This is a genomic window from Streptomyces sp. NPDC087215 (genome assembly GCF_044744885.1).
GTDB lineage: Bacteria > Actinomycetota > Actinomycetes > Streptomycetales > Streptomycetaceae > Streptomyces.
The window spans coordinates 201,920-224,737 of record NZ_JBIUZD010000009.1 but is presented as its reverse complement, the minus strand read 5'-3'; the positions used below and the strand labels follow the sequence as shown (position 1 = coordinate 224,737).

Below are 22,818 nucleotides of genomic sequence, written 5' to 3'. Positions count from 1 at the left end.
GGAAGAGATGTCCGCACCCAATAAGTCGTACGACCCGGTCGAGGTCGAGGCGCTGAAACCCGAAGAGATCGAGCGCATCCGGGACGAGGCGCTCGCCGCCTTCGCCGCCGCGGGCGACCTCGACGCGCTCGCGCAGGCGAAGACCGCGCACACCGGCGGCACCTCGCCGCTGGCGCTCGCCAACCGGGAGATCGGCGCCCTGCCCCCGCAGGCCAAGGCCGCCGCAGGAAAGATCGTGGGCCAGGCCCGCGGCATGGTCTCCAAGGCGCTCGCCGCCCGGCAGACCGAGCTGGAGGCCGAGCGCGACGCCCGGGTCCTCGTCGAGGAGGCCGTCGACGTCACCCTGCCGTACGACCGCGTCCCGGCCGGTGCCCGCCACCCGCTGACCACGCTCATGGAGCGCGTCTCCGACGTCTTCGTCTCCATGGGGTACGAGGTCGCCGAGGGTCCCGAGGTCGAGGCGGAGTGGTTCAACTTCGACGCCCTCAACTTCGTACCGGACCACCCGGCGCGCCAGATGCAGGACACCTTCTTCGTCCAGGGCCCCGAAGGCGCCAAGGGCGACGAGTCCGGTGTCGTGCTCCGCACCCACACCTCGCCGGTGCAGGCCCGCACGCTCATCGACCGGGAGCCCCCGCTCTACGTCGTGTGTCCCGGCCGCGTCTACCGCACCGACGAGCTCGACGCCACGCACACCCCGGTCTTCCACCAGATCGAGCTGCTCGCCGTCGACGAGGGCCTCACCATGGCCGACCTCAAGGGCACCCTCGACCACATGGTCCAGGCGCTCTTCGGCCCGGACATGAAGACCCGGCTCCGCCCGAACTACTTCCCGTTCACCGAGCCGTCCGCCGAGATGGACATGCTCTGCTATGTCTGCCGCGGCGAGTCCGTCGGCAACCCCGACCGCCCCTGCCGCACCTGCGGCAGCGAGGGCTGGATCGAGCTGGGCGGCTGCGGCATGGTCAACCCGAAGGTGCTCGTCGCCTGCGGAGTGGACCCCGAGAAGTACAGCGGATTCGCCTTCGGGTTCGGCATCGAGCGGATGCTGATGTTCCGCCACAACGTCGAAGACATGCGAGACATGGTCGAGGGTGACGTCCGGTTCACCCGGCCGTTCGGGATGGAGATCTGATGCGGGTCCCGCTTTCTTGGCTGCGGGAGTACGTCGACCTGCCGGCGACCGAGACCGGCCGCGACGTACAGGCCAAACTCATTTCGGCGGGCCTCGAGGTCGAGTCCGTCGAGCAGCTCGGCGCGGGCCTCAGCGGCCCGCTGGTGGTCGGCAAGGTCCTCACCGTCGAGGAACTGACGGAGTTCAAGAAGCCCATCCGCTTCTGCACCGTCGACGTCGGCCGGGCCAACGGCACCGGCGAGCCCCAGGAGATCATCTGCGGCGCCCGGAACTTCGCCGTCGGCGACAAGGTCGTCGTGGCCCTCCCCGGCGCCGTCCTCCCCGGTGACTTCCGCATCGCCGAGCGCAAGACCTACGGCCGGGTCTCCCGGGGCATGATCTGCTCCGGCGACGAGCTCGGCATGGGCGACGACGGCACGCACGGCATCATCGTGCTGCCGCCGGAGCACGAGATCGGCACCGACGCCACGGTCCTCCTGGAACTCTTCGACGAGGTCCTCGACATCGCCGTCACCCCGGACCGCGGCTACTGCCTCTCGATGCGCGGCGTCGCCCGCGAGACGGCCACCGCCTACGGGCTCCCGCTGCGCGACCCGGCCCTCATCGACGTGCCCGCGCCCAACTCGTACGGCTACCCGGTCCAGATCACCGACCCCTTCGGCTGCGACCGCTTCACCGCGCGCACCGTCGTCGGCCTGGCGCCCGAGGCCCGCTCCCCGATCTGGCTCCAGCGCCGCCTCCAGAAGGCCGGGATGCGCCCGATCTCGCTGGCCGTGGACGTCACCAACTACGTGATGCTGGAGCTCGGGCAGCCACTGCACGCCTACGACCGCGGCAGGCTCGACGGCCCCATCGGGGTCCGCCGCGCCGAGGCCGGTGAGAAGATCACCACCCTCGACGGCACCGTGCGCGTCCTGGACGCCGCCGACCTGGTCATCACCGACAACCGCGGCCCCATCGGCATCGCGGGCGTCATGGGCGGCGCCGACACCGAGATCGCCGACCCGGTGACCGACCCCGTCACCGGCGCCGTCACCGGCACCTCCGAGGTCGTCGTCGAGGCCGCGCACTTCGACGCGATCTCCATCGCCCGCACGGCCCGCCGCCACCGGCTGTCCTCCGAGGCGTCCAAGCGCTTCGAGCGCGGTGTCGACCCGCAGGCCGCGGCCGCCGCCGCACAGCGCACCGTCGACCTGCTCGTGCTGCTCGCGGGCGGCACCGCGGAAGCGGGCGTCACCGAGATCAGCGCCCCGTCCGCGCCGCGCACCATCGCGCTTCCGGCCGACCACCCCGACAAGGTCGCGGGCGTCGACTACGGCCGCGAGACCGTCGTCCGCCGCCTCCAGGAGGTCGGCTGCGACGTCTACGGCCAGGACCAGCTCGTCGTCACCGTGCCCTCGTGGCGCCCCGACCTCAACGAGCCGAACGACCTCGCCGAAGAGGTCATCCGGCTGGAGGGCTACGAGAACCTGCCCTCCACGCTGCCGAAGCCCCCGGCCGGCCGCGGCCTCACCGAGCGCCAGCGCTTCCACCGCCGGGTGGGCCGCGCCCTGGCGGGCGCGGGCTACGTCGAGGCGCTGAACTACCCGTTCATCGGCGCCGGGGCCCTCGACCACCTCGGCCTCGACGCGGACGACCCCCGCCGTCAGGTCGTCACCCTGGTCAACCCGCTCTCCGACGAGGAGCCCGCGCTCCGCACCACGCTCCTCCCGGGCCTCTTCACCGCGCTCCGCCGCAACGACAGCAGGGGCAGCCACGACCTGGCGCTCTTCGAGACCGGCCTGGTCTTCCGCCCCGAGGGCACGCCCGGCGTCGCCGTCCGGCTGCCCGTCGACCGTCGCCCCAGCGACGAGGAGATCGCCGGGATCAACGCCGCGCTGCCCGCGCAGCCGCGCCGCGCCGCCGTCGTCCTCACCGGGGCGCGCGAGCAGGCCGGCTGGTGGGGCAAGGGCCGTCCGTCCGACTGGGCGGACGCGGTCGAGGCCGCCCGCACCGTGGCCGCCGAGGCCGGGGTCGAGCTGATCATCAGCGCCGACCAGCACGCCCCCTGGCACCCGGGCCGCTGCGCCGCGCTGCACGTCGAGACCGACGGCGAGAAGGTCCTCGTCGGCCACGCGGGCGAACTCCACCCGCGCGTGGTCAAGGCCTTCGGCCTGCCGGCCCGCAGCTGCGCGATGGAGATCGACCTGGACCTCCTGGAGCAGGCGGACGGAGGGCCCGTGAAGGCCCCCCGGATCTCCCTCTTCCCGGTCGCCACCCAGGACGTCGCCCTGGTCGTCGCCGCCGACGTCCCGGCCGCCTCCGTCGAGGCCGCCCTCCACGAGGGCGCGGGCGAACTCCTGGAGTCCGTCCGGCTGTTCGACGTCTACACCGGCGACCAGCTCGACGAGGGCACCAAGTCCCTGGCGTACGCCCTGAGGTTCCGCGCCCCGGACCGCACCCTCACGGTCGAGGAGGCCACCGCCGCCCGCGACGCGGCCGTGGCCCTGGCGACGGAACGCACCGGAGCCACCCTCCGCGGCGTCTGACCACCCCGCCACCACGCCGAAGGGCCGCCCCGACACTCCGGGGCGGCCCTTCGCCGTCTCCCCGACCGGGACCGCACGCACACGGCAGGGTCGTGCGTACGTGCCCGTGGCGAAGCCCCGCCGGGCGGGGACGGGGAGAAGGACGATCACTCCTTCGGGTGAGATCGTCGGGGGAGGTTCCGTGGTGGGGCGCGCGGTCGGCAGAATCGACGCGGCCGCAGGGGCGGACCTGTGGGTCGAGGGACCTCCGGGCGGTGTCGGGGCTCGGGAAGGGCCGTGCATGATCCGTACGAGGTCGTTGGTCTCCGGTCGCTCCCGGCTCCGCCGGCTGGCCCCCTTCGGGCTTCCCGCAGGGTGGGGCGTGATCGCCGTGGCCTGGAAGTTCGGCTGCCCGCTGGCCCGGCAGCAGGGGCTGCCCATGAGGATCACCACCAGCGTCGTCTTCCTCACCGTCGGAATCGGCCTGCTCGTCGCCGCCCGCCGCCGTCTCGTCCGGAAACTGGCGCGGGCCCGCGCCGTCGCGGCCGCCACCCAGCAGGTGCTGCTGCGCCCGCCGCCCGCACGGCTCCACGGACTCGTGCTGGCCGCCGGACAGCTGTCCGCCTCCCGGGGAGCCACCGTCGGCGGCGACCTGTACGAGGCGGTCGCCACCCCTCACGGGGTGCGGATGGTCATCGGGGACGTCCGGGGCCACGGCCTCGCCGCGCTCGGCGCGGTCGTCGCCGTACTCGGCAGCTTCCGGGAGGCCGCCCACGACGAACCCGAACTCGGCGGGGTGCTGCGCCGCCTGGAACGGGCGCTCGAACGGCATCTGCGGGAGCGGGCGCGGGACGAGCACCCGGCGCGCGCCGGGGCGCCGCCGGAGCATCCGGTCGCGGAGGAGTTCGTGACGCTGCTGCTCCTGGAGGTGCGGTCCGACGGGCGGCTCGCGGTGTTCAACTGCGGTCACCCGGGCCCGTACCGCCTCGGCGCGGACGTGGAGCGGCTCCCGGTCGGCGAACCGCTGCCCCCGCTCGGGGTCCTGCCGCTCCCGGCCGTCCTCACCCCGTACACCGGGGCCCGGCTGCTGCCCGGCGAGACGCTGGTGCTGCACACCGACGGAGCCGAGGAGGCCCGGGACACGCGCGGCCGGTTCTTCCGGCTCGACACGGCCCTGGCGGGGCCGCCGGGCGAGGCACCCGCCGCTCTCGTCCGGCGCGTCCACACGGAGCTGCTGCACCACACGGGCGGCAGGCTCGGTGACGACGTCGCCCTGCTCGTCGTACGGAACGACCGCGTCCGGGTACCGGCGCAGCCCGCCGAACCCGGGCTGCGCCGCTCCCGGCCCGCCCCCTCCTCCCATTGCTGAGCGGAGGGGACCGGGGCCGCCGCCGCCCACTCCGCCACGGAGCGTCGGGCAGGTCGGCGGGCGGGCGGCGCGGGCCGGGCTGCCGTCTGTACAAGGGGGAAACGGCGGCCCGGTCGTCGCCTCTCGGCGAGAAGCACAGTCAACCGGTGCGGCGACCGGGGCGGCAGAGCGCACGGACCGGAAGAACGGGTACTCGGTTCACACCCCGTGCGAAACCGTCCGGCGCGCGGGCCGATCCGCCGGAGCCCGTCCCACCGGTCCGTCCCGTACGAAATCGGTCACCGCTACGCTGAGTTCACCGAGCGACCGGAGCGGTCATGCAGCCCAACACCTTGCTCGACGCCCTGCTGGACGAGGCGGGCGTCTCCCACGCCGGACTCGCCGCCCGGGTGAACCGGGCCGGCCGGGCCAGGGGCCTGGCCCTGCGCTACGAACACACCGCCGTGGCGCGCTGGCTGAAGGGCCAGCGTCCGCGCGGGCAGGTGCCGGACCTGATCTGTGAGGTGCTGGCCGCGCGGCTGGGCCGTCCGGTGACCCTGGACGACATCGGCTTCGGGGTGCCGGGCGGGCCTTCGGACGCCACCGGTTCGCCGCTGTCCGGGTTCGTGGAGCGGGCGGCGGCGCTGTGGCGTTCGGACGAGCAGCAGCGGCCGCACATAGTGGGCGCGCCCGCCGTGACGGGGACCCCCGCGGTGATGCCGGTGTGGGAGTGGGAGAACCCGCCGGAGGACATCGACGTGTCGCGGAGCGGACGGACGGCGGTGTCACCGGCCGACATCGCCGTGCTCACGGCCGCCCGTACCCACTACGAGCAGATGTACCGGAGGACCGGGGGCGTCGCGACCCGGGCCCGGATCGTCGGCTTCCTCACCGCCGAGACCGCGCCGCTGCTGAGGGGCTCGTACGGCGACGCGCTCGGGCGGCGGCTGCACCGGGCCACCTGCGGTCTGGTCGCGGTGGCGGGGATCTGCGCGTACGACGCGGACGCGCACGGGCTCGCCCAGCGTTACTTCCACCAGGCGCTGCGGCTCGCGAAGGCGAGCGGCGACCGGGGGCTCGGCGCGTATGTGATCGCGCTGCTCGTCAACCAGTCGCTGTTCATGGGGGAGCACCGGCAGGCGGTGGCGTTCGCGGAGGCGGCGCTGCGGGCGGCGGGGCCCCGGATCACTCCGGCGCTCGCCGCGGACCTGACGGCCATGCAGGCGAAGGCGTACGCGCGGCTCGGCGACGGCACGGCGGCCCTCGCGTGCATCCGGCGGGCCGAGGCGGCGGCGGAGCGGATCAGCCCGGGGCTGGAACCGGCCGAGACGGGCTATGTCCAGCCGGGGTTGGTCAACGTCCAGGTCTCCGGGGCGCTGCTCGGTCTGGGGGACTTCGCCGCCGCCCACGAGCACGCCTCGGTGGCGGTGCGCACGCCCTCGCACGACCGGGGCAGGGTGCACCGGCTGGCGACGCTGTGCCAGGTCGAGCTGAGCCTCGGGGAGCCGGACGCGGCGGCGCGGACGGCCGTGGAGATGACGGAGCGGGTACGGGGGATGGAGTCGCGGCGGCTGCGGGACCGGCTGCGGCAGGTCCGGTGTCAGCTGCTCGCGAGCGGCGGGAGTGAGGCGAGGGAGGCGGCGGAGCTGATCGAAGGGACGCTGCGCGTTCCCCTGTGACCTCGAAGTAGCGCGGGCCACCGGACTGCTCCCGCTCCACCGTCCGCGCCTGGGCCGAGCACGGGGCCTGGGCCGAGCACGGGTGGGCCGTACACCGGGGCCTCGGCCCGCGCGTGTCTCCCCCCGCGCCGCGAGTGACGACCGGATCTCGCGCGACGACCGGCCCGGGTGACGACCGGCACCCGGGCCCGGTCGGGACGGAGATGGCGGACGGGGCAGAGGCTACGGAGGCGACGGACGGGACAGGGGTGGCGGACATGACGGACGGCCCGTACCTGTGCGGGTGTACGGGCCGTCCGTCATCGGGCGGGCGGGGCCGCCGGGAGGGTCAGGGGTACGGGTAGAAGCCCGAGCCCGACTTCCGGCCGAGCCTGCCCGCGTCCACCATGCGCTGGAGCAGTGGGGGAGCGGCGTACAGCGGCTCCTTGAACTCGGCGTACATCGAGTCGGCGATCGACGCGATCGTGTCCAGACCGATGAGGTCCGACAGCTTCAGCGGACCCATCGGGTGGGCGCAGCCGAACTCCATGCCGTTGTCGATGTCGTCACGGCTCGCGATGCCCGACTCGAACATCCGGATCGCGGACAGCAGATACGGCACGAGCAGCGCGTTCACCACGAAACCGGAGCGGTCCTGCGCCCGGATCGCGTGCTTGCCGAGGGCCTTCTCCGCGAAGGCCTGCGCCCGGCTGATGGTGCCCTCGGAGGTGGTGAGGGCCGGGATCAGCTCGACGAGCTTCTGCACCGGGGCGGGGTTGAAGAAGTGGATGCCGATGACCTGGTCGGGACGGGAGGTCGCCACGGCCAGCCGTACCAGCGGGATGGAGGAGGTGTTCGAGGCGAGGATGGCGTCCGGGCGGGTCATCACCTGGTCGAGGATCTGGAAGATCTCGGTCTTGACCTGCTCGTTCTCCACGACCGCCTCGATGACGAGATCGCGGTCGGCGAACTCGCCCAGGTCGGTGGTGAAGCTGAGCCGCGCGAGCGCCGCGTCCCGCTCGTCCTCGGTGATCTTGCCGCGTTCGGCGGCCTTCGCCAGCGAGTTGGTGAGCCGCGTGCGCCCGATCTCCAGCGCCTCGCCGGTGGTCTCGGCGACCTTCACCTCAAGGCCGCTCCGGGCACACACCTCTGCGATGCCCGCGCCCATCTGGCCGCAGCCCACCACTCCGACGCGCTCAATGTCGGCCATGGAGTCCGTCACCTCGTGCCTTTCGCTCTTCTCTGGCGGCGGGGCCCGTGTGATTCCGGTGCGTCCGCCTCGACCCCACGACGTTACCGCTCATTAACCGATGATCGATCGCCCTGGGCGGTCATGCTGTCCGGGTGCGTGTGACGTATCCGACACGGAAGGGGTACAAGTGAGGCCTATCGGCAGAAGAGGATTCGTGACCGGAGCGGCCGGGGCGGCGCTGGCGGCCACCGGCGCGGGAACGCCCGCGAGCGCGGGGGCCGGGGCGGCGTCCGCCGCCGGAACCGGGCCGGGGAGCGGGACCGGAGCCGCTGCGGGGAGCGGCACCGGAGCCGGGTCGGCGGACGGGACCGCGCCGGGGAAGCGCACCGGCCGCGCTCCGAGACCGGGGCGCCGCCGCCAGTTCCGGGGTGTGTGGATCGCCACCGTCACCAACCGCGACTGGCCGTCCCGCGCGGGCCTGAGCGCCGGTGAACAGCGCGCCCAGCTCCTCGCCCACCTGGACACCGCCGTCGAGCGCAGACTGAACGCGGTCGTCCTCCAGGTCAGGCCCACCGCCGACGCCCTCTGGCCCTCGCCGTACGAGCCGTGGGCGCAGTGCCTCACCGGGACCCAGGGCCGTGACCCCGGCTGGGACCCCCTCGGCACGGCCGTCGAGGAGGCCCACGCCCGGGGACTCCAACTCCACGCCTGGTTCAACCCGTACCGGGTGGCCAACCACACCGACCCCACCCGGCTCGTGGCGAACCACCCGGCCCGGCTGCATCCCGAGTGGGTGCTGCCCTACGGCGGCAAGCTCTACTACAACCCCGGGCTGCCCGAGGTCCGGCGGTTCACCCAGGACGCGATGCTGGACGCGGTACGGCGCTACGACATCGACGCCGTCCACTGGGACGACTACTTCTACCCGTACCCGGTGGCCGGACAGGTCTTCGCCGACGACGAGGCGTACGCGCGGTACGGCGGCGACTTCCCCGACAGGGCGTCCTGGCGGCGCCACAACACCGACCTGCTGGTCTCCTCGACCGCTGCCCGGATCAAGGAGATCGACCGGCGCGTGGACTTCGGCATCAGTCCCTTCGGGGTCTGGCGGAACATCGCCACCGACCCGGAGGGCTCGGACACCCGCGCGGGCGTCCAGACCTACGACGACCTGTACGCCGACACCCGCAAGTGGATCCGGGAGGGCTGGATCGACTACGTCGTCCCCCAGCTGTACTGGAACATCGGCCTGCCCGCCGCCGACTACGCCAAGCTGCTGCCCTGGTGGGACGCGGTCGTCCGGGGCACCGGCGTCCGCCTCCACATCGGCGAGGCGCTCTACAAGGCGGGCGACCCCGCCCAGCCCGCGGCCTGGCAGGACCCGGGGGAGCTCTCCCGGCACCTGGACCTCGCCGCCCGGTACCCGACGGTCTCCGGCCACTGCTGGTTCGCGGCCAAGGAGGTCACGGCGGACCCGATCGGGGCGATGGCCACCGTGGTGGCCGACCACTACCCGACCAGGAGCCGCCCGCCGAGATGACGGGGGCGCGGGACGGGCGGCCACCCCTCGCCGGAGCGGGGGCGTAGGGGTGTGTCTGTCGAGGGGCGGGACGCCGTCGGGCGCGCGGGTCGGCGGCGGGCCCGTGCCGGATCAGAAGACCGGACCGGATCCCGCCCCGGGCCGATGGCGTACGACGGTGTCGGGGCCCGGCGACATCAGTGCCTCGTGACCGTCGTCCTCGAACTTCACGCGGTACGGGGGCAGTCCGTTCTCGCCCAGTACCTGGAGGACCGCGGCCGTACGGTCGTGGTGGCCGACGGTCCGGCCGTGCACCAGCAGTGTGTCGCCCACGTTCGCCTGCATCGGGAAACCTCCCTCGTGAGCGGGCCTTTCCTCATCAGAGCCTACGCCTGTCCCGGCGCCCGCGTCGCGCCCCGAAGCGGCGGGCGGACCGACGTCCCGGGGCCCGGCGGTACTCGGGTCAGGGGCGCTCGGGCCCCGGCGTCCGGGCTCTAGCTCTTGGCCCGCTGGGTCACCGCGATGCAGACCAGGACGGCTCCCGCCGCGAGCGGGGCGGCCAGCGGCAGCTCCTCGCCGAGGAGGGACACCGACCAGAGGAGCGTCAGCAGCGGCTGCGCCAGCTGCAACTGGCTCGCCTTGGGAATCCCGATCGACGCCATGCCCCGGTACCAGACGTACAGGCCGAAGAAGGTGGAGCCCACGGCCACCCACACCAGCCCCACGACCCCGTGGACGCTCAGCCGTACCGGCTCCACGGTGAGGGCGACGGCCGAACCGGCCACCATCAGCGGCAGGCACAGGATCAGCGCCCACCCGATGACCTGCCAGCCGGGCATCAGCCGCGCGAGCCGTCCGCCCTCCGTGTAACCGGCGGCGCACACGAGCAGCGCCCCGAACAGATACAGGTCCCCCTGCGACACGGCCCCGCCGCTCTGCTGGAGCGTGAAGACGATCACCACCACCGCACCGGCCACGGCGGCGCACCAGAACGTACGGGACGGGCGGCGCCCCGTCCGCAGCGCGGCGAAGGTCGCGGTGGTCAGCGGCAACAGGCCCACGACCACGGCGGCGTGCGAGGTGGTGGACGTCCGCAGGGCCAGGGTCGTCAGGAGCGGGAAGCCGATGACGACGCCCCCGGCCACCACGGCGAGGCCCGCCCAGTGCCGCCGGTCCGGCAGCGGCACCCGGCCCACCAGGAGGAACACGCCCGCGATGAGGGCGGCGAGCGTCGAACGCACCGCCACCAGCGACCAGGGACCGAAACTCTCCAGACCCCACACGGTCGAGGGAAAGGTGAGGGAGAAGGAGACGACGCCCAGGACGGCGAGCAGGGTGCCCCGGCGGACCGGGTCGACACTCGGCGGAGCGCTTCCGGGAACGCTCGCGGAGGAAGCGCCCTCGGCGCCGGTCGCGGTGGTCGTGATCGTGGCCGGGGCGCCCGTGCCGGGAGTTCTCGTGTCGCTCACGGTGCTCAGTGCCGAGGCACCCGTGGCCGGGGCGCCCGAGACGCTCGCGGGGGCCGGGGGAGCGGCCGGGGCCGTGGGGAGGGCGGCGGCCGGATCCGCAGCGGTGGTGCTTTCGCCGCCGACCGTGACCGCTATCGTCGAAAGGGCAGTAGCGCTATTCTGTGCTCTCATGAACGAGCGTAGCAGTGTCGCGGAATTGGCCGAGTCCCTGCGTTCTGAACTCAACCGCTACTCTCCTGGTGGAAAACTGCCGTCGAGTCGCGCGCTGGTCGAGCGCCACCGGGTCTCCCCGGTGACCGTCACCCGCGCCCTCGCCCAGCTCGCCGCCGAGGGGCTCGTCGTCACCCGCCCCGGCGCGGGCGCCTTCCGTGCCGAACCCCGCACCGCGAGCCCCGCCGCCGGGGACACCTCCTGGCAGGAGGTCGCTCTCAGCGCCGACACCGCCACCGAACTCGTCCCCCGGGCCGTCGACGCCTCCGGAGTCCTCGTCACCCTCGCCGCCCCGCCGCCCGGCGTGATCGAGTTCAACGGCGGCTACCTCCACCCCTCCCTCCAGCCCGAACACGCCCTCGCCGCCGCCCTCGCCCGCGCCGGACGCCGCCCCGGAGCCTGGGGCCGCCCCCCGACCGACGGCCTGCCCGAACTGCGCGAATGGTTCGCCCGAGAGATCGGCGGCGGCGTCACCGCCGCCGAGATCCTCATCACCGCGGGCGGCCAGTCCGCCATCACCACCGCCCTGCGCGCCCTCGCGCCGCCCGGCACCCCCGTCCTGGTCGAGTCCCCGACCTACCCCGGGATGCTCGCCGTCGCCCGCGCCGCCGGGCTCCGGCCCGTCCCCGTCCCCGTCGACGCCGACGGAGTCCGCCCGGAACTCCTCGAAGCCGCGTTCCGCGCCACCGGAGCCCGTGTCCTCGTCTGCCAGCCCCTCTTCCAGAACCCCACCGGCGTGGTCCTCGCCCCGGAACGGCGCCACGAGGTCGTCCGCATCGCCCGCGCCGCCGGAGCCTTCGTCGTCGAGGACGACTTCGCCCGCCGCCTCGTCCACGCGGACGCGCCCCCGCTGCCCGCCCCGCTCGCCGCCGACGACCCGGACGGCGTCGTCGTCCACGTCTGCTCCCTGACGAAGATCACCTCGCCCAGCCTCCGGGTCGGCGCCCTCGCCGCCCGGGGACCCGTCCTGGAACGCCTGCGCGCCATCCAGGTCGTCGACAGCTTCTTCGTGCCCCGGCCCCTTCAGGAGACCGCGCTCGAACTCGTCGGCGCACCCGCCTGGCACCGGCACCTGCGGGCCGTCTCCCAGGAGCTCAGGAGCCGCCGGGACGTGCTCACCGCCGAGGTCGCCCGGAGCCTGCCCGCCCTCTCCCTGCCCCAGGTGCCCCACGGCGGCCAGCACATCTGGCTCCGCCTCCCCGACACCCTGTCCGAGCCCGCGCTGCTCGCCGCCGCCCTGCGGACCGGCGTCTCCGCAGCCCCTGGCCGCCCCTACTTCTGCGCCGAACCACCCGCCGGTCACATCCGGCTGAGTTTCGCGGGTGTCGCGGGCCCCACCGAGATCGCCGAAGGCGTCCGCCGTCTGCGCGCGGCGATCGAGGAACTCACCCCTTGACCACCGATGCTCCGGGAGCGTCCCGTCCCCCTTCCTCGGTCCTCTCCCGTCCCTCTCCCTCCTCCCCTCTCCCGCCTCTCCCGCGAATTCACCTGACAAGTCGCGTCGGTGCTGGAAGCCTTCGGCCATGAGTGACTGCGCGATCAAGGGTTTCCCCGTCATGCACGGGGTGTACGAGATCTCGGCCGACGCCGGGAGGATCGACGCCGAGCGGGTCCACCGCTGGCTGTCGACGGACGCCTACTGGGCCCTCGGGCGGCCGAGGGAGACACAGGACCGGGCCATCGCGGGCTCGGTCAACCTCGGCGCCTACCACCACGGGACCGGCGAGATGGCGGCCTACGCCCGGATCGTCACCGACTACGCCACCTTCGCCTGGCTCTGTGACGTCTATGTGGACCGGGCCGCCCGTGGCACCGGTCTGGGCACCGCGCTCGTCAGCGCGGTCCGCGACCACCTCGCACCGTACGGGCTGCGCCGGATCATGCTCGCCACGGCCGACGCCCACGGCGTGTACGAGAAGATCGGTTTCACGCCACTCCAGAATCCGGACAAGTGGATGGCTCTCGGGCAGCAGTGACCCGAAGCCCCGCCGTCCCCGGGTGACGACCCCTTGACCTGTGATGCCCCCGGCCTCACGATCGCGCCCATGGGTCTCAGGGTGACGCTCGTCACGGCGGCACGCAGCTCCTCCCTGCTCGCCGAACGCTTCGACGACGACCGGCCTCTCGACCAGGCCGGCTGGTACGACGTCCAGCTCGCCGCGCCCGCGCTCATCCCGCTCGGCGCGGCCGAACTGCGCTACTGCTCGCCGACCCCGCGCAGCCGCGCCACCGGCACCGCCCTCGGCTACGCCCCCCTCGCCCAGCCCGCCCTGCGCGACTGCGACATGGGCCGCTGGCGCGGACTGACCCTCGCCGAGGTCGCCGCCCTCGAACCGGGTGCCGTCGACGCCTGGCTCACCGACGCCCGTACCGCCCCGCACGGCGGCGAACCCCTCCTCGCCTTCATCACCCGGATAGGGAACTGGCTCGACACCCGCCCCGCCGACGACTGCGCCGTCGTCGCCGTCGCCGAGCCCTCCGTCGTACGCGCCGCCCTCGTCTACGCCCTGAAAGCACCTCCCGCCGCCTACTGGAACGTCGACGTGCACCCCCTCTCCACCGTCACCCTCGTCGGCAGGCCCGGCCTCTGGCACCTCCAGCTCGACGCCGCCCTGCGCTGACGGAACGCCGCGACCGGCTAGCCTGAGAGCACGATGAACCGTCTGACCACGCCATGGGGAGCCTTCACGCTCACCCGTCACCCCGAGGACCCGCGCGACCAGCTCCGAGCCTGGGACGCGTCCGACGAGTACCTCCTCGACCATCTGGCCGAGAGCGGCACCGACCTGTCCGGCTCCGTCGCCGTCCTCGGCGACCGCTGGGGAGCCCTCGTCACCGCCCTCCAGGCCGCCGGTCCCGGCGAACTCGTCCAGATCTCCGACTCCTACCTCGGCCGCCGCGCCACCCGGACCAATCTGGCGCGCGCCGGAGCCACCCGGGACTCCGTCCGGCTGCTCACCACCCAGGACCCACCGCCCGAGCGGATCGACGTCCTCCTCGTCCGCGTCCCCAAGAGCCTCGCTCTCCTGGAGGACCAGCTGCACCGGCTCGCACCCGCCGTGCACGAGGGCACCGTGATCATCGGCACCGGCATGGTCAAGGAGATCCACACCTCCACCCTCCGGCTCTTCGAGCGGATCCTCGGTCCCACCCGCACCTCCCTCGCGGTGAAGAAGGCCCGGCTGATCCACACCACCCCGGACCCCGCGCTCACCCCCCGCCCCAATCCCTGGCCGCACCGGTACGACCTCCCGGCCGACACCCCCGCGCCCGGCCTCCCCGGTCTCACGGTCACCAACCACGCCGGTGTCTTCTGCGCCGACCGCCTCGACGTCGGCACCCGCTTCCTCCTCGCGAACCTGCCCGGGAACGTCGGCGCCGCCAAGGTCGCCGACCTGGGCTGCGGCAACGGCGTCGTCGGCCTGGCCGTCGCCCTCCACGAACCCGATGCGGAACTGGTCTTCACCGACGAGTCGTACCAGGCGGTCGCCTCCGCCGAGGAGAACTTCCGCACCCACATCGGTGAGGGCCGCAAGGCGGAGTTCCTCGTCGGCGACGGCCTCGCCGACGTCCCCAGCGGTTCCGTGGACCTCGTGCTCAACAACCCGCCGTTCCACACCCACCAGGCCACCACCGACCGCACGGCCCGCCGTATGTTCGCGGACGCGCGGCGCGCCCTGCGGCCGGGCGGCGAACTGTGGGTCATCGGCAACCGGCACCTCGGCTACCACGTCACCCTGCGGCGGATCTTCGGCAACAGCGAACTCGTCGCGAGCGACGCCAAGTTCGTCGTCCTCCGCGCCGTGCGCAACCGATAGTCCCGTCGCCCGGGAGCGGGGCGCGCGCGGGGTCCGACCCCGTGCGCGCCCCGCACTCATATGTTCCGGACGCGGGAGCACCGGACAGGTCGGTCCCCGTCGAGGCAGACGGAGGCCACGCCGGGCGGGTCGTGCGGCTCGGGCCCACCCGTGGTGCCCGGCCACGGCGTCACGGGCCCGCGCCCGACGGCGTACGACCGCTCGGTGGCGGTCCGGCCCCGCGAGGGGCGGGTGACCCGTACCCGGGCCGGCGCATCGATGTTCATGCCTCGAGGCTAGGAGCCGACCGGGTGGGTCGGCCTCCGGGATCTCCCTCCCTCAGCACGGACTCGACCCTGAGAAGCGGGTCAGGGTCGGACTCAGGGTCCCGACCGCCCGAGCCCTCACCGCCCGATCCGCCCGAGCCCTCACCGCCGGGCCCCGGCACCCGTACGCCCCGCCCCTTCCCGCCCCTTCCGCTCCTCCGCGCTTTCCCTCTTCCTCCCCCGAGGGGACCCTCAGGCCAGCCCGACCAGCCCCCGGTACTCGTCGGACCACAGGTCCTCGTCCGCGTCCGGGAGGAGCAGGACCCGCTCGGGGCGCAGGGCGTCGATCGCGCCCTCGTCGTGCGTGACCATCACGATCGCGCCGGGATACGTGCCCACGGCCGCCAGCACCTCGTCGCGGGAGGCGGGGTCCAGATTGTTCGTGGGCTCGTCCAGGAGCAGCACGTTCGCTCCCGAGTGGACCAGGGCGGCCAGCGCGAGCCGGGTCTTCTCACCGCCGGAGAGCACCCCGGCGGGCTTGTCCGCATCGTCGCCCCGGAACAGGAACGCGCCCAGGACCGTCCGTACCTCACCGTCCGTCAGATGCGGTGCGGCGGCGGCCAGGTTCTCCCGTACCGTGCGCGCCGGGTCGAGCGTGTCGTGCTCCTGCGCGAAGTAGCCGAGCCGCAGGCCGTGTCCGCGCACCACCCGTCCGGCGTCCGGGGTCTCCGCCCCGGCCAGCAGCCGCAGCAGGGTCGTCTTCCCGGCCCCGTTGAGGCCCAGGACGACGAGCCTGCCGCCCCGGTCCACGGCGAGATCCACCCCGTCGAGCACCGGCCGTCCCCCGTACGCCTTGGTGAGCGAGACCGCCCCCAGGGGCGTCCTGCCGCAGGGTTCGGGCTGGGGCAGCCGGATGCGGGCGACCCGTTCGGCCCGACGCGCCGGGTCGAGCCCGGCGAGCAGCCGGTCAGCGCGGCGCGCCATGCTGCGGGCCGTCGTCGCCGTCGCCACCCGTGACTTCACGCGGTCCGCCCGCGCGTGCAGCGCGGCGGCCTTCCGTTCGGCGTTGGCGCGCTCGCGCACCCGGCGCCGCTCGTCGGCCGCGCGCTGGGCGAGGTAGGTGTCCCAGCCGGTGTTGTGGACGTCGAGCGCGGCACGTGCCGGATCGAGGTGGAAGACCCGGTTGACGATGTCGCCGAGCAGCCGTACGTCATGGCTGATCAGGACGAGACCGCCCCGGTGCCCGGCGAGGTGGCCGCGCAGCCAGCCGACCGAATCGGCGTCCAGGTGGTTGGTCGGCTCGTCGAGGAGGAGCGCGTCCTCCCGGCCGTGCCCCGCGAAGAGGATCCTGGCCAGCTCCACCCGGCGCCGCTGGCCGCCCGACAGTCGTCCGAGGGGCCGGTCCATGACCTCGGCGGGCAGGCCGAGACCGGCGGCGACCCGGGCGGCCTCCGCCTCCGCCGCGTATCCACCGCCCGCCTCGAACACGGACTCGGCCCGGCCGTACGCGGCGAGCGCCCGTGCGTCCGGGGTCGCGTCCAGCCGGCGGGCGGCCTCGGCGAGCGCCCGGACCGCCCGGTCGAGGCCCCGCGCGGAGAGGACCCGGTCCATGACCGTCGCGGTGGGGTCGGCGGCCCGCGAGTCCTGGGCGAGGTACCCGACCGAGCCGGTACGGGTGACGGTCCCGGCCGCCGGGGCGCGGAGCCCGGCAAGGGTGTCGAGAAGGGTGGTCTTGCCCGCGCCGTTCCGGCCGACGAGGCCGATGCGGTCGCCGGGGGAGACATGGAAGGAGACGCCGGACAGCAGGAGCCGGGCGCCGACGCGCACGTCGGCACCACGAACGGTGATCATGGGTAACGCTCCGAAAGGGCTTGAGGACACACGGGTGGCGTGGGAGTGGGTCCTCAGCTAGGAAAGACGGGGCGTAGCCATGTCACCGACGCTAACGCGGCCGGTCACCCCGGCGCACCTGATTTCCGGCCCCTCTGGAGGCGGAACCGGTCCTCGCCCGTGAGAAGGGCCAGGTCGGAGCACACGTACGGCCGTCCGGAGATCCTGTACGGGCTTCCGCCCCGCGAGCTTCGTCAGCCGTGCGGGGCGGGCCACCGGGAGGTGACGCCGACGGGCGGGGACCAGCCCCGTACCGGCTCGTGGGCGAGGGTCCGCCGGGCTCCGGAAGGGCCGGGCGGGCGCGCGTACGGCCCGGGTGCGGCGCGGAGGTCAGCCCCGTACCAGCTCGTGGGCGACGGTCCGGCGGGCTCCGGACAGTTCCGCGTCGACCTCTGCCGCGCGCTGCGGGGTGAGGACGATCAGGGCCTCCGCCCGCTCGTCGCACATCAGTCTCCGGTGCCGCAGGTGCGTGGGCGGATGGGTGGAGTCCACCTGGTGCCCGCGCCGCTCCGCCGCCCGGCGGAGCCGCTCGTACTCGTGCCCGGGGACCGCCGCCGCATGGGCGGCGAGTCGCTCCCACAGGCCCTCGGCCGGGTCCTCGCGGCGCGCCCCGCCGAGCCGGGTCCGCGCCGCCACGGACTCCCGGCGCAGCTCGCCCGTGACGCCGTCCGAGACGAGGAGCCGGTCCATCAGACCGGCCGCCGCCTCGGTGCCCGCCACCCGGGCCGCGGCCGCGTCCGCCCGGTACTCGGCGCGCTGCGCGTCGCGCAGGGTCAAGTGCTCCAGGAGGGCGAGCGTGCCGTCGACGAGGAGCCGGGGCGGCGCGGTCACCAGGTTCACGAACAGGTCCATCAGCCCGTTGGGCCGCTGCGGGGCCAGCGTGTGGCGCCAGGTGTCGAGCGAGTGCAGCGCGTTGCCGACGACGAACGAGCGGCGGGTGTCGCCGTGGCTGTAGTGCCCGAACTCGTGGCCGAGGAGCGCGAGGCGTTCCTGCGGGGACAGGATCTCCCACAGTCCGAGCCCGAGGTGGAGGACGCGGTGCCCGCGCGGGCCGTACGTGGTCACCCCGGCGTTGGTGTCGGCGTCCACGACCACGGCGAACACCCCCGTGGTGCCGACGCTCCCCGCGACCTCGTCGAGCAGGGCGAACAGCCGGGGCGCGTCCGTCCGACGCAGTACGACCTTGTGTTCCGCCGCCTTCGAGAGGCTCCCGAACCGGGGCCGGAGAAGGACGGCGGCGCCGATCGCCAGGGCTCCGAACACGGGCAGGGCGCCCCGGCCCCAGCAGGCGACGAGCAGCCACAGGCCGCCCGCGAACAGGGCGAGGGTCACGCCGTGCACCAGGGACGCGAGCCCGAGGGCCAGCTGCCTGGCCGCCCCGGACCGTCTGCCGCCCCGTCCTCCCCGTCTGTCCCGTCCGCCCCGCTGCGATACGGCTCCGCCGCCGGTCGCCGCACCAGTCGCAGGCTCCGCACCCGCCACGGGTCCCGTACCCGCGGTGAGTTCCGTGAACAGCTGCTCCCCCGCGTGGCGCGCGATCCGCCGCCGCAGGCGTTCGATCCGCCCCGGCGGCTCCTCGTCCCGCGCCCCGGGGTCCACGTTCCAGTCGCAGGCGGCGCACCACGAGACGTACTGCCCGCCGCCCACCACCGCGGTGCCGCAGTCGGGGCAGCTCCGCCCCGCGACGGGCACCGTCCGTGCCGTCCGTGTCGGCTGTGTCGTCTCCGTCATTTCCGTACTCCCTCCCTGGCGGGCGGAGCAGGCTTCCTCGGCTCCGTCCCACCCGATCCACACGCTCCCGCTGACATCGGCGGGAACGCTCGCGCATTGTGGACGACGGCCCGGTCCGTCCGGCGCACCGCCCCCTCGGTCTCGGCGCGGAGCCCTTCCGGCTGCCTTCGCCCGCCCGCCGTCCGGCCCCGGAAAAGCCGAAGACCGGCTCGACACGGGGAGTGTCGAGCCGGCCTTCGGCTTCCGGTTTCGCGGGTCCGGGCCCGTCGGGTCAGTCGTTGCCGAGTTCCATCGCGGCGCGGTCGAGCAGCTCGTCGTCGTCGGAGACCTCGCCGCGGGAGGCGATGGCCTCCGCGCCGCCCTCGGGCATGTTGCCGATCAGACCGGTCGCGGCGGCCTGGGCGGCGCCGATGGCCGGGTTGGAGGCCCCGATCAGGCCGAGGTTCGCGTACTGCTCCAGCTTGGCGCGGGAGTCGGCGATGTCCAGGTTCCGCATGGTGAGCTGGCCGATCCGGTCGGCCGGGCCGAAGGCCGAGTCCTCGGTCCGCTCCATGGACAGCTTGTCCGGGTGGTAGCTGAACGCCGGGCCCCGGGTGTCGAGGATCGAGTAGTCCTCGCCGCGCCGCAGCCGCAGCGTCACCTCGCCGGTGACGGCCGCGCCGACCCAGCGCTGGAGGGACTCGCGGACCATGAGCGCCTGCGGGTCCAGCCACCGGCCCTCGTACATGAGGCGGCCGAGACGCCGTCCCTCGTTGTGGTACTGGGCGAGGGTGTCCTCGTTGTGGATCGCGTTGACGAGGCGCTCGTAGGCGGCGTGCAGCAGGGCCAGGCCGGGGGCCTCGTAGATGCCCCGGCTCTTGGCCTCGATGATCCGGTTCTCGATCTGGTCCGACATGCCCAGGCCGTGACGGCCGCCGATGGCGTTGGCCTCCATGACGAGGTCGACGGCGGAGCCGAACTCCTTGCCGTCGATCGTCACCGGGCGGCCCTGGTCGAAGCCGATCGTGACGTCCTCGGCGGGGATCTCGACCGACGGGTCCCAGAAGCGGACGCCCATGATCGGCTCGACGGTCTCCACACCGGTGTCGAGGTGCTCCAGGGTCTTGGCCTCGTGGGTGGCGCCCCAGATGTTGGCGTCGGTGGAGTACGCCTTCTCGGTGCTGTCGCGGTACGGCAGGCCGTGGGCGACCAGCCACTCCGACATCTCCTTGCGGCCGCCCAGCTCGGTCACGAAGTCCGTGTCCAGCCAGGGCTTGTAGATCCGCAGGTGCGGGTTGGCGAGGAGACCGTAGCGGTAGAACCGCTCGATGTCGTTGCCCTTGTAGGTGGAGCCGTCGCCCCAGATCTGGACGTCGTCCTCCAGCATCGCCCGGACGAGGAGCGTGCCGGTGACGGCCCGGCCGAGGGGCGTGGTGTTGAAGTAGGCGCGGCCGCCGGAGCGGATGTGGAACGCCCCGCAGGTGAGTGCGGCAAGGCCCTCCTCGACCAGCGCCGCGCGGCAGTCGACCAGGCGCGCGATCTCGGCGCCGTAGGCCTGGGCGCGGCCGGGCACGGAGGCGATGTCGGGCTCGTCGTACTGGCCGATGTCGGCGGTGTAGGTGCACGGGACGGCGCCCTTGTCGCGCATCCATGCGACGGCGACGGAGGTGTCGAGGCCGCCGGAGAAGGCGATGCCGACGCGCTCGCCGGCGGGCAGGGAAGTGAGGACCTTGGACATGGGAAGAGTATGCATCATCTCGCATGGTCATGCAAAGGCCGATTTCGCGTGCGGTGCTCGAACACCGCGAACGGCACGGCCTGGCCCGGGGTTCCGGCCTTGCCGGAAGGCCCTGTCAGGCGGGGCCGTCGAGGCCGGGCGAAGTGGGCCTGGGCGGGCGGACTTGGGGGCGAACCCGAGGGTGGTCCGGGACCGGGCCCGAGGGTTGGGCGAGGCCGGGCCCGAGGGTGGGTCGGGGCCGGGCCGACCGGACGGCCCCCGGGGGTGAACCGGGGGCAGGGCCCAGGGGTGAGCCGGGGGCGGACCCCGTATGAAGGGTCCGCCCCCGGTCACCCCCGTTCCCGCTCCACCGGGAGCCACAGCTCGGCGTCGACCTCGGGAGGGACGTCACCACCGGTCCGACCCGGGGGCGTACCGGTGGGCGGGTGGATGGACGGGTGAGCGGATGGATGGGTGGACGGACGCACGCTCAGGATCTCCGGGCCGGGACGGCTCCGGTACGGATTGGACGGGAACCACTCCGTGAACACGTCCCGCCACAGCTCCTGGACGGCCTCCGGGGCGGGTCCGGACGTGGTGAAGACCGCCCAGGTCCCGGCCGGGACGGCGAGGGAGTCGGTCCCCTCGGGGGCCGTCGCCGAGGTGACCACCCCCTGGTAGTAGTCGAGTTCGGTGCCCTCGGCGCGACTCGGGTCGAGGTCGTCGCAGACCGCGACGATGCCCGGGGGCTCCTGGTCCGGCAGTTCCTCCAGGCGTTCCAGGGTTCCGGGGGCGATCCCGCGGACGAAGTCGATGATCGCCTGGTTGGGCCCCCTGTGCACCAGGGGCACCCGGGCCCTGAGGCCCACGACGGTGAAGCCGGACCTCTCCACGACGCGATAACGCATACTGCTGCTCCCTTCGACGGTGAGGCGGAAGGTCAGCCGGGGCTGGGAGACGAGCGCGGCGCCGGTGCGCCGGGCCTCGCCGGGACCCACTCCGTGAACGGCCCGGAACGCCCGCGCGAACGCCTCGCCCGACCCGTAGCCGTAGCGCACCGCGACGTCCAGCAGGGAGTCGCGGCCCGCGAGCACGTCGGCCCCCGCGACGGTGAGCCGACGCCGTCGTACGTACTCCGACAGCGGTATGCCCGCGAGCGCGGAGAACATCCGGCGCAGGTGGTACTCCGAAGTGGCCGCGATGTGCGCCAGTTCCGCCGGGTCGATCCGCTGGTCGAGATGGCGCTCGATGTGGTCCAGGCTCTGGTTGAGGCGCTCCAGCACGTCCGTTCCCTTCCTTCTCCGTGATCACCACGCTAGGAGCCGGGCCCCGGGCCCGACCCGACATTCCGTGCCCGATCCGATCGGATGCCGGATGAACACGGAACGCGGAGCGCACGGAGCGCATGGGGCGTGCGGGGGCGCCAGGTGAAGGCCCGGTCCCATGCGGCCGGAGCCTCGCACGTCCGGTTCTGAGGGGGCCGGGTCACGGCAACGTGATCCGGCTGCCCGACCTCATCGGATGTGACCGGGTGCTTGAGTCGGCGGGTGTGCGTTTCGGTCGGCGGACGCGGGATGCGTTGACGGGCACGGGACGCAAGGGAACGGTCCGGCGGGATGCGACCCCGGCTTCTCCCGGGAGCTCGCGGGGCCGGGGACGTGGCCGATCCCCTGGGCCCCGTTCGCGCTCGTCGGCGGTCAGGAGCAGCCGGAGGCGATCTCCTGGAAGTTGCTGTAGTGGTCGCCGGTGTACCAGACGGTGTGGGTGTCGGCGTCGCGGACGAGGCGTTCCGCGTCGCGGTGGGTGCCGGGTGTGCGGGGGTTGACGTCGTACTCGCGGTAGTGGCCTTCCGGGGGAAGGTCACCGGAGCGGTTGCCGTAGACGTTGCTGCCCCGGATGACGAACCGAGTGTTCACCACGGGGTAGTCCGTGGGGCGCTTCGCCTGTGGCCAGTCGAGTTCTTTCCAGATCCCGCAGGCTTCCTTCACCTGCCCGGGGAACATCTCCACGGGCAGTGGTGGGTCGATGACGTCAGCGGCCCGGACGGCCGGAGTCCGGGCGGGTGTTCCCGCCGTCGCGGACGAGGCGGCCGGGACGGCCAGCGCGGTCAGCAGCAGGGTGACGACCGCCGCGCAGCGCGGCCTGCGGATGAGATACATGCACGGTCAACCAGGCACCGGCCCCATTGGTCACGCACCGCCACCCCAAAGGCGCCGACTGGCGGAGCGCGCGGATGCGGTGCCGCTGCCGGGCCTCCCCTCGCCCGTGTCCGCCAACCGAAACGCCCCCCGCCGACCATTCAAGCGATCAGCCACGTCGGACGAGGGCGGCCCCCTCCCCACTGATTGCATAAATCTGCAAGCGCACGTATAGTCATGCCATCCATGAGGAGGGTACTTC

The 22,818-nt window shown here is 73.7% G+C and carries 17 protein-coding genes; 9 read left to right on the top strand and 8 right to left on the bottom strand.

The genetic code is table 11. The annotated features are described in order from the left end of the window. Positions 1-7 precede the first annotated feature (7 nt). From pheS to ACIO92_RS23270, 4 genes are all read left to right on the top strand, one after another. Positions 8-1,135 (top strand): phenylalanine--tRNA ligase subunit alpha, encoded by a 1,128-nt coding sequence (gene pheS / locus ACIO92_RS23285; RefSeq protein ID WP_366442401.1) that lies wholly within the window; start codon positions 8-10, stop codon positions 1,133-1,135. Beyond that, positions 1,135-3,663, top strand: a complete 2,529-nt coding sequence (pheT, locus tag ACIO92_RS23280) for a phenylalanine--tRNA ligase subunit beta (RefSeq protein ID WP_402282447.1) — start codon at positions 1,135-1,137, stop codon at positions 3,661-3,663. Before pheS ends, pheT begins: the two co-directional genes overlap by 1 nt. Positions 3,664-3,943: 280 nt before the next feature. Then, a complete protein-coding gene (locus ACIO92_RS23275) occupies positions 3,944-5,011 on the top strand; it encodes a PP2C family protein-serine/threonine phosphatase (RefSeq protein ID WP_402282445.1) in 1,068 nt (355 codons plus the stop codon). 317 nt (positions 5,012-5,328) lie between these two features. After that, positions 5,329-6,669, top strand: a complete 1,341-nt coding sequence (locus ACIO92_RS23270) for a transcriptional regulator (RefSeq protein WP_366442404.1) — start codon at positions 5,329-5,331, stop codon at positions 6,667-6,669. A 328-nt stretch (positions 6,670-6,997) separates the two neighbouring features. On the opposite strand, the gene ACIO92_RS23265 is transcribed toward ACIO92_RS23270, so the two are convergent. Continuing rightward, positions 6,998-7,858 carry a 3-hydroxybutyryl-CoA dehydrogenase gene (locus ACIO92_RS23265; RefSeq protein ID WP_366442405.1) on the bottom strand — a complete coding sequence of 287 codons (861 nt, stop codon included), beginning with the start codon at positions 7,856-7,858 and terminating at the stop codon, positions 6,998-7,000. 196 nt (positions 7,859-8,054) lie between these two features. Here ACIO92_RS23265 and ACIO92_RS23260 point away from each other — a divergent pair, with 196 nt between their 5' ends. Beyond that, entirely contained in the window at positions 8,055-9,380 is a 1,326-nt protein-coding gene (locus ACIO92_RS23260) for a family 10 glycosylhydrolase (RefSeq protein WP_366442406.1), read from the top strand. A gap of 111 nt (positions 9,381-9,491) precedes the next feature. Here the strand turns inward: ACIO92_RS23260 and ACIO92_RS23255 are convergent, their stop codons facing one another. Together ACIO92_RS23255 and ACIO92_RS23250 are read right to left on the bottom strand one after the other, a co-directional pair. Then, a complete protein-coding gene (locus tag ACIO92_RS23255) occupies positions 9,492-9,704 on the bottom strand; it encodes a DUF1918 domain-containing protein (RefSeq protein ID WP_366442407.1) in 213 nt (70 codons plus the stop codon). Positions 9,705-9,853: 149 nt separating this feature from the next. Continuing rightward, positions 9,854-10,693 carry a DMT family transporter gene (locus ACIO92_RS23250; RefSeq protein WP_366442534.1) on the bottom strand — a complete coding sequence of 280 codons (840 nt, stop codon included), beginning with the start codon at positions 10,691-10,693 and terminating at the stop codon, positions 9,854-9,856. A gap of 304 nt (positions 10,694-10,997) precedes the next feature. Here ACIO92_RS23250 and ACIO92_RS23245 point away from each other — a divergent pair, with 304 nt between their 5' ends. From ACIO92_RS23245 to ACIO92_RS23230, 4 genes are all read left to right on the top strand, one after another. Beyond that, positions 10,998-12,434: a PLP-dependent aminotransferase family protein gene (locus tag ACIO92_RS23245; RefSeq protein ID WP_402282442.1), complete on the top strand. Its 1,437-nt coding sequence runs from the start codon at positions 10,998-11,000 to the stop codon at positions 12,432-12,434. 127 nt (positions 12,435-12,561) lie between these two features. After that, the gene (locus tag ACIO92_RS23240) at positions 12,562-13,014 is read left to right on the top strand and encodes a GNAT family N-acetyltransferase (RefSeq protein ID WP_402282440.1); all 453 of its coding nucleotides are present in this window, start codon (positions 12,562-12,564) and stop codon (positions 13,012-13,014) included. A gap of 69 nt (positions 13,015-13,083) precedes the next feature. Beyond that, positions 13,084-13,659: a histidine phosphatase family protein gene (locus tag ACIO92_RS23235; protein ID WP_401237731.1), complete on the top strand. Its 576-nt coding sequence runs from the start codon at positions 13,084-13,086 to the stop codon at positions 13,657-13,659. Between the two features lie 33 nt (positions 13,660-13,692). Further along, positions 13,693-14,856, top strand: coding sequence for a methyltransferase (locus ACIO92_RS23230; RefSeq protein WP_366442411.1), 1,164 nt, complete (start codon positions 13,693-13,695; stop codon positions 14,854-14,856). A gap of 497 nt (positions 14,857-15,353) precedes the next feature. Here the strand turns inward: ACIO92_RS23230 and ACIO92_RS23225 are convergent, their stop codons facing one another. The 5 genes from ACIO92_RS23225 to ACIO92_RS23205 form a co-directional block, all read right to left on the bottom strand. Further along, positions 15,354-16,952: an ABC-F family ATP-binding cassette domain-containing protein gene (locus tag ACIO92_RS23225; protein WP_401237733.1), complete on the bottom strand. Its 1,599-nt coding sequence runs from the start codon at positions 16,950-16,952 to the stop codon at positions 15,354-15,356. 369 nt (positions 16,953-17,321) lie between these two features. Further along, positions 17,322-18,722, bottom strand: coding sequence for a M48 family metallopeptidase (locus tag ACIO92_RS23220; protein ID WP_402282437.1), 1,401 nt, complete (start codon positions 18,720-18,722; stop codon positions 17,322-17,324). A gap of 271 nt (positions 18,723-18,993) precedes the next feature. After that, a complete protein-coding gene (argG, locus tag ACIO92_RS23215) occupies positions 18,994-20,439 on the bottom strand; it encodes an argininosuccinate synthase (protein WP_366442415.1) in 1,446 nt (481 codons plus the stop codon). Between the two features lie 329 nt (positions 20,440-20,768). After that, positions 20,769-21,701 (bottom strand): GyrI-like domain-containing protein, encoded by a 933-nt coding sequence (locus tag ACIO92_RS23210; RefSeq protein ID WP_402282435.1) that lies wholly within the window; start codon positions 21,699-21,701, stop codon positions 20,769-20,771. 414 nt (positions 21,702-22,115) lie between these two features. After that, positions 22,116-22,577 carry a ribonuclease domain-containing protein gene (locus ACIO92_RS23205; RefSeq protein ID WP_402282433.1) on the bottom strand — a complete coding sequence of 154 codons (462 nt, stop codon included), beginning with the start codon at positions 22,575-22,577 and terminating at the stop codon, positions 22,116-22,118. Positions 22,578-22,818: the final 241 nt, after the last annotated feature.